6 protein-coding genes are annotated in these 5,771 nt (G+C 68.4%); 5 read left to right on the top strand and 1 reads right to left on the bottom strand.

What is annotated here, in order from left to right; genetic code table 11:
* Nucleotides 1–282: 282 nt before the first annotated feature.
* Nucleotides 283–1,269, bottom strand: coding sequence for a hypothetical protein (locus VF665_RS19155; protein ID WP_331055065.1), 987 nt, complete (start codon nt 1,267–1,269; stop codon nt 283–285).
* A 352-nt stretch (nt 1,270–1,621) separates the two neighbouring features.
* Here VF665_RS19155 and VF665_RS19150 point away from each other — a divergent pair, with 352 nt between their 5' ends.
* The 5 genes from VF665_RS19150 to VF665_RS19130 form a co-directional block, all read left to right on the top strand.
* The gene (locus tag VF665_RS19150) at nt 1,622–2,302 is read left to right on the top strand and encodes a riboflavin synthase (RefSeq protein ID WP_331055064.1); all 681 of its coding nucleotides are present in this window, start codon (nt 1,622–1,624) and stop codon (nt 2,300–2,302) included.
* A gap of 154 nt (nt 2,303–2,456) precedes the next feature.
* On the top strand, nt 2,457–3,677 hold the full coding sequence (locus tag VF665_RS19145) for a bifunctional 3,4-dihydroxy-2-butanone-4-phosphate synthase/GTP cyclohydrolase II (protein ID WP_331055063.1): 1,221 nt from the start codon (nt 2,457–2,459) through the stop codon (nt 3,675–3,677).
* Between the two features lie 470 nt (nt 3,678–4,147).
* Nucleotides 4,148–4,624 carry a 6,7-dimethyl-8-ribityllumazine synthase gene (ribH, locus tag VF665_RS19140; RefSeq protein WP_331055062.1) on the top strand — a complete coding sequence of 159 codons (477 nt, stop codon included), beginning with the start codon at nt 4,148–4,150 and terminating at the stop codon, nt 4,622–4,624.
* On the top strand, nt 4,621–5,052 hold the full coding sequence (gene nusB, locus VF665_RS19135; protein WP_331055061.1) for a transcription antitermination factor NusB: 432 nt from the start codon (nt 4,621–4,623) through the stop codon (nt 5,050–5,052). The genes ribH and nusB overlap by 4 nt, the downstream gene beginning before the upstream one ends.
* The coding region (locus tag VF665_RS19130) for a glycosyltransferase family 4 protein (RefSeq protein WP_331055060.1) at nt 5,049–5,771 on the top strand (723 nt) is incomplete at its 3' end. The genes nusB and VF665_RS19130, both read left to right, overlap by 4 nt.

Raw genomic sequence — 5,771 nt, 5'->3', positions numbered from 1 at the left:
CTGGCGCAGGAACGAGCAGCGACCGGACGGAATTCCCGTCCGGCCGCTGCTCGTTACGGATCGCGATGTCAGGCCGCGGGCCTCTTTGCGTCGCGCGAGCGCCTACGCATGCTCAGTGCGAACACGACTCCAACCCCCGTGAACACGGACCAGTAGGGCTCTTGTCCCATCAGCGCCATGACCCCGGCACCGACTCCCACGAACACGAGAACGACCATTGCCATTCGCGCGATCGTCGGCTCGGGGGTTGCCGAACGATTCTCGTTCCTCATAACAATTTCCTCAGAAGATCCGCGAAAGGAGTTCCAGTGTTGCCGCACCAGCGGACCCACCGGCGGCGCCGGCCAATGCGCCAGGGCCCGCACCGACACCGCCGGCGAAGGCTCCTGCGACCGCGCCTGCAACGGCGCCACCCACATCACCGGCAACCACCCGTTTGACGGAGCCCCCCCAGCCGCCGCCCATGACGGTAACGTTGCTGGCCGTGATCCAACTCACGGGGACATCGTCTCCCGGCGGCCCTCCAAGGCCTCCCCCATTCGCGGTATACCACAGCTGAAAGTTGTCGGTCCAGTATTGGAGCGAACTGGCTGCCACCGATGCCGTCGCGGATACAATCTCGGCCTCGGCGGGTGCGAGCACCGCCGAGGCTTGCTGCTCAACCATCCAGATCTGCTCCTGAGCCTGAGCTACAGACAGGATCTCCGAAGTCGCCGCTCCGTTGATTGAATGCAGGGAATTCTTCGCGGCGTATGACAATCCGCTGCTCTCAATGATTTCCGACGTGTAGGAGGTCCCATACGACTGGACCGTCAGTTCCGTGTTCCGGGTCGAAGCACGACGGCAGCCGACCTTGCTGAATCCGTCGCCCATCAGGAGTTCGTGTCGGTTTCCCAGCCCGAACTCGCGCAGATGATTCACGACGGCTGCACGGGCGATCTCACATCCGGCTCTGGGACTGAGGGTGCCGTTTCGGTTGGCGCGCGTGAGCGCGTGGAACACCGCATCCATCGCTGCATTGTGGAGCTCACCGACGCTCAGGCTGCCGCTTGCGAGCGCGCCGTCTGCAACGGCGCGTGCAGCACCTGGTGCTCCGTGCGTCTCCGAATGCGTTGGATTCCGCTCGCATCCTGCCATCGTCACAAGTACGACCGCCAACATGGTCGCAACGCTTCCAGTACCGAACCGCTTCATTACATGCTCCAGAATCCATAAAAACTCCCCGCACAAAGCGGCCACCATGAACTGCGACGCGAAATGTATGTCCACCCTGTCTGGTGCACAAGAGGTTGGCGGGATAGGGACGCGCGTCAGCCCTCACCACCCGATCTCATGGCGAAGGCCTGGCCGGAGGCGGTCCACTCACATTGGCCTTCAAGGTATGGCTGCGCGCCAGGTTGGCCGGGCGAACACCTCCGGCTGGCGGGGTTTCAGCGTCCTTGGGCGCGGGTAGCCCGGGGAGCGCGCTTGATGCCGCTGATGACCCCACGCTGTTCGATGCTCCCGCCCGACTAGCGCCGGTGTCCGGCCCCACGCGCCTGCCCTCCTGCGCGACCCCCTCGCCATCGTCCGTCGCGTGCGGTAACTTTGCGCCCGCGCGGCATCGCGCGGGCGCCTTTACGTGCAGGAGACCAGGCTCGTGTTCACCGGGATCGTAGAAGAAGTCGGCACCATCGCGGCCGTGGAGCCCGCCGGCAACGGCGTCATCTTTACCCTCCACGCCAGCCGCGTGCTGGACGGCATGGGGCTGGGCGACAGCGTCTCCATCGAAGGCGCCTGCCTCACGGTGACCTCCATCATCGAGGGCGGCTTCACCGTGCAGGCCATCGGCACCACGCTGGAGCGCACCACCTTTGGCGGCTTTCGCGTGGGGCAGCGGGTGAACCTGGAGCGCGCGCTGGCGTTCGGTGCGCGGCTGGGCGGGCACCTGGTAGCCGGCCACGTGGACGGCGTTGGAGAGGTGACGCGCATCGCCCCGCGCGAGGAGCTGACGCTCATCGACTTCACCCTGCCGGAAGAAGTCATCGGCGTCACGGTGCTGCACGGGTCCATCACCCTCAACGGCATCAGCCTTACGGTGAACGACCTGCCCGCGCCGGGCATCTGCCAGGTCAGCATCATCCCGTACACGTGGGACCACACCTCCATCGGCGACCTGCGCGAGGGCACCGCGGTGAACGTGGAGGGCGACATGATCGGCAAGTTCGTCCGCAACCTGCTGGGCGCGCCGGGCCGCACCTCCGTGCCCGGCGAGCTGCAGGCCGACGCCGCCGCCATCCGTCAGGCGTGGGGCTACGCCTGAGGAGCCGAGCCCAGCGGCACGCGGACCAGGAGAAGGTCATCACCGCTGCGGCGCGTGCGGTGTACAACCGGTTCGCCGCGGATCGTCGCGGCGGGCCCCAGGGCGGAAACTCCGCCCGCTGATGCATTTTCAGGATACGGCGACAGGGACAGCCATGCCGTTCGATACGATAGAAGCCGCGCTGCAGGACATCCGCGCGGGCAAGATGGTGATCGTGGCCGACGACGAGGACCGCGAAAACGAGGGCGACCTCGTGTGCGCGGCCAGCGCCGTCACGCCGGAGATCATCAACTTCATGGCCACGTACGGCCGCGGCCTCATCTGCCTGGCGCTTACCGCGGAACGCGCGGACGAGCTGGAACTGAAGCAGATGAGCGAGAACAACACCGAGGCGCTGCAGACGGCGTTCACGGTGAGCATAGACGCCGCGCAGAAGTTCGGGGTCACGACCGGGATCAGCGCGTCGGACCGGGCGAAGACCATTCAGGTGGCCATGGACCCGGCCACGCGCCCGTCGGACCTGCGCCGCCCGGGGCACATTTTTCCGCTGCGCGCGCGCGCCGGCGGGGTGCTGCGGCGGGTGGGGCAGACGGAGGCGTCGGTGGATCTGGCGCGGCTGGCCGGGCTGCCGCCCGCGGGCGTCATCTGCGAGATCCTGAACGAGGACGGCACCATGGCGCGCCGGCCGCAGCTGGAGGAGTTCGCGGCCCGGTTCGACCTCAAGTTCATCACCGTGGCGCAGATCGTGGCGTACCGCCTCAAGCGCGAGCGGCTGGTGCGGCGCGAGGCGGAAGCCGTCATTCCGACCCCCATGGGCGACTGGCGCATCATTGCGTACCGCAACGACGTAGACCAGTTCGAGCACGTCGCCATGGTCAAGGGCGAGGTGGAGGGGGTGGAGAACGTGATGGTGCGGATGCACTCCGAGTGCTTGACGGGCGACGTGTTCCACTCGCTGCGCTGCGACTGCGGCGAGCAGCTGGACTGCGCCATGCGGCAGATCGACAAGGAGGGGCGCGGCGCCATCGTGTACCTGCGGCAGGAGGGGCGCGGCATCGGCCTGGTGCAGAAGCTTCGCGCGTACAACCTGCAGGACCAGGGGATGGACACCGTGGAGGCCAACGAGGCGCTGGGCTTTCGCGCGGACCTGCGCGAGTACGGCATCGGGGCGCAGATCCTGCTCGACCTGGGCCTGTCGTCGGTGCGCATCCTGACGAACAACCCCAAGAAGATCGTGGGGATGGACGGCTACGGCCTGAGCGTGGTGGAGCAGATTCCGCTTACGGTGGAGCCGAACGAGTACAACAGCGGCTACCTGCGCACCAAGCGCGACCGCATGGGGCACATGCTGGCGCTGGAAGGCGACGCGGCGTAGGGGAAAGTGCGTAAGTGCTGGGTGCGTGAGTGCGGGGACGGCGGTGCGACCGTGCACAGGGCCCAGTGCCCCGTGCGGAAACACAGGGCCGGTACGCGCCGCGGCTGTGGCCCTCACCCGGCTCGCTTAGGCTCGCCACCCTCTCCCACGAACAGATGTGGGAGAGGGGGCACACCCCAGTATCGCGCGGGGCCAAGCACCTCGCTCGTCAGCACCCCATGGATTGTCATCCTGAGGCCCGGGCGAGCGGACCGTCCCGCGCGCCGGCCTTGGCGGGCTGAAGGATCTGGCGCGGGCCGCACCTACAGCCGGGCGCGGCAGGGACACGGCGCGTCGCCAGGAACGTATCCGTACGAGCGAACGCCGCGCGTACGTCGGTGGCCGGCGCGCACCGGGCACTTGGCCCTGAGCACTGCGCACTTTCTTTTGTCGCACTCACGCACCCAGCACTTACGCACTCACGCACTCCCTTGATCGAACACCACGGCCAGATCCGCGGCGACGGAAAGCGCTTCGGCATCGTCATCAGCCGCTTCAACGACATGATCACCCGCCAGCTGCTGGCCGGCGCGCGCGACTGCCTGCTGCAGCACGGCGTGAAGGACGACGACATCGAGGCCGTCTGGGTGCCCGGCGCGTGGGAACTCGCCGGTCCCCTGCGCATGCTGGCGGAAAGCGGCCGCTTTGACGCCGTGATCTCGCTGGGCTGCGTCATCCGCGGCGCCACGCCGCACTTTGACTATGTCGCGGGCGCGGCGGCCAACGGCGCGGCGGCGGTGGGCGCCTCGGTGAACGTCCCCGTCGTCTTCGGCGTGCTGACGACGGAGACCATCGAGCAGGCCATTGAGCGCGCGGGCACCAAGGCCGGCAACAAGGGATGGGATGCGGCGATGGTGGCCATGGAGATGAGCGACCTGTACACGCGCCTGGGCAAGGAGGCGCGGTGAAGCATCGCAGCCGCGCCCGCGGGTGGGCGCTGCAGGCGCTCTACGCCTGGGAGCAGAAGGGCGGCGACCCCGCCGAGGCCATCGCCACCCTCTCGGACCTGGTCACCAACCTGCGCGTTTCGCCGGAAAACCGGCCTTTCGCCGAGGTGCTGGTCCGCCTCGTCGCGACCAACCTGCCGCGCATCGACCGCGCGATCGAGGAGTCGCTCACGAACTGGCGCATGGAGCGGCTGTCCGTCATCGACCGCGCCATTCTGCGGCTGGGGACGGCGGAAATGATGTTCGTCGACGAGGTGCCGCCGCGCATGGCCATCCGCGAGGCCGTGAACCTGGCCGAAAAGTACGGCACCAACGAGAGCCCGCGCTTTGTGAACGGCGTGCTGGACGCGGTGATGCGCCGGCTGAACCCCGAGGCCGGCCCGGCGTGAAGATCCTGGTCCTGAACTGGCAGGACCTCGCCAACCCGCAGTCCGGCGGCGCGGAAACCCACCTGCACGAAATCTTCGGCCGGCTGGCGCGGCGCGGGCACCAGGTGCACGCCCTCGTCTCCGGCTGGCCCGGCGCCGCGCCCACCGCGGAAGCGGACGGCATGCGCATTCAGCGCACGGGCGGCCGCAACACCTTTTCGCTGGCGGCCCCCGCGTTCTACCGCCGCTACCTGGCGAACGAGCGGTGGGACGTGGTGGTGGAGGACCTGAACAAGGTCCCGCTCTTCACCCCGTTCTGGGTGCGCCGCCCGCTCGTCCTGCTCGTCCACCACCTGTTCGGCGCCACGGCGTTCCGCGAGGCCTCCGCGCCCTTCGCCGCGGCCACCTGGCTGCTGGAGCGCCCCATCCCCGCCGTCTACCGCGGCCTCCCCACGCAGGCCGTCTCCGAAAGCACCGCCGACGACCTGGTCGCGCGCGGCCTGCGCCGCGACCGCATCACCGTCATTCACAACGGCGTAGACCTCGGCTTCTTCACCCCCGATCCCGCCACCGCGCGCGCTGCGCGGCCCACGTTCCTGTACGTCGGGCGGCTGAAGCGGTACAAGCGCATCGACCTGGTGATCGACGCGCTCCACCGGCTGCGCCAGCGGGGGGTGGATGGCCTGCTGCGCATCGCGGGGCGCGGCGACGAGGAGCCGAACCTGCGCGCCCAGGTGGAG

Source organism: Longimicrobium sp. (assembly GCF_036387355.1).
GTDB lineage: Bacteria > Gemmatimonadota > Gemmatimonadetes > Longimicrobiales > Longimicrobiaceae > Longimicrobium.
This window is presented reverse-complemented; position numbering and strand designations above follow the sequence as displayed.